The organism is Streptomyces sp. WAC06614, from assembly GCF_003949795.1.
Taxonomy (GTDB): domain Bacteria; phylum Actinomycetota; class Actinomycetes; order Streptomycetales; family Streptomycetaceae; genus Streptomyces.
Map to the genome: position 1 here is coordinate 1 of NZ_RPRY01000771.1, position 682 is coordinate 682.

1 protein-coding gene is annotated in these 682 nt (G+C 72.7%); it reads left to right on the top strand.

Annotation, left to right across the window (positions count from 1 at the left end):
• Positions 1-70 precede the first annotated feature (70 nt).
• A partial coding sequence (locus EF918_RS36425; protein ID WP_185922112.1) for a cobaltochelatase subunit CobN occupies positions 71-682 on the top strand: 612 nt, incomplete at its 3' end.

Sequence of the window (682 nt, forward strand, 5' to 3'; positions counted from 1 at the left end):
GACACAGCCAGACACTGGCCACGGGCATCCGACCGATCGACGGGGCGAGAACCCCTAGGAGGAACTCGGCATGGCCGACTCTGCACGCGTACGCATCGCCCTTCTGTCCACCTCGGACACCGACCTGCTCTCGGCCCGTGCCAGCGGCGCCGACTACGCCTGGGCGAACCCGTCGCGAGCGACCGATCTGGAGCAGGTCGTGGCCGACGCCGACCTGGTCGTCTTCCGGCTCCTCGGCTCGCCCACCGACCTGTGGGACGGCCTGAGCGCCATCAAGGAGCGTGGCACGCCGGTCGTGGTCCTCGGTGGCGAGCAGCAGCCGAGCGCCGAGCTGATGGAGCACTCCACCGTCCCGATGGGTGTCGCCGCCGAGGCTCACCGCTATCTCGCCGAGGGCGGGCCGGGCAACCTCGCCCAGCTGCACGCGTTCCTCTCCGACACGGTCCTGCTGACCGGCTTCGGGTTCGAGCCGCCGGCGACCGTCCCGGCCTGGGGCTTCGCGGAGCGGCCCGGCTCGACCGACGGGAAGCCGCGCATCGGGGTGCTCTACTGCCGCGCCCACGAGACCAGCGGGAACACCGCGTTCGCGCACGCGCTGGCCGACGCCATCGACGCGACCGGCGCGGCCACCGGCGTACCCGTCTTCGCGGGCTCGCTGCGCTCGGCCCCCGACGACCTCTAC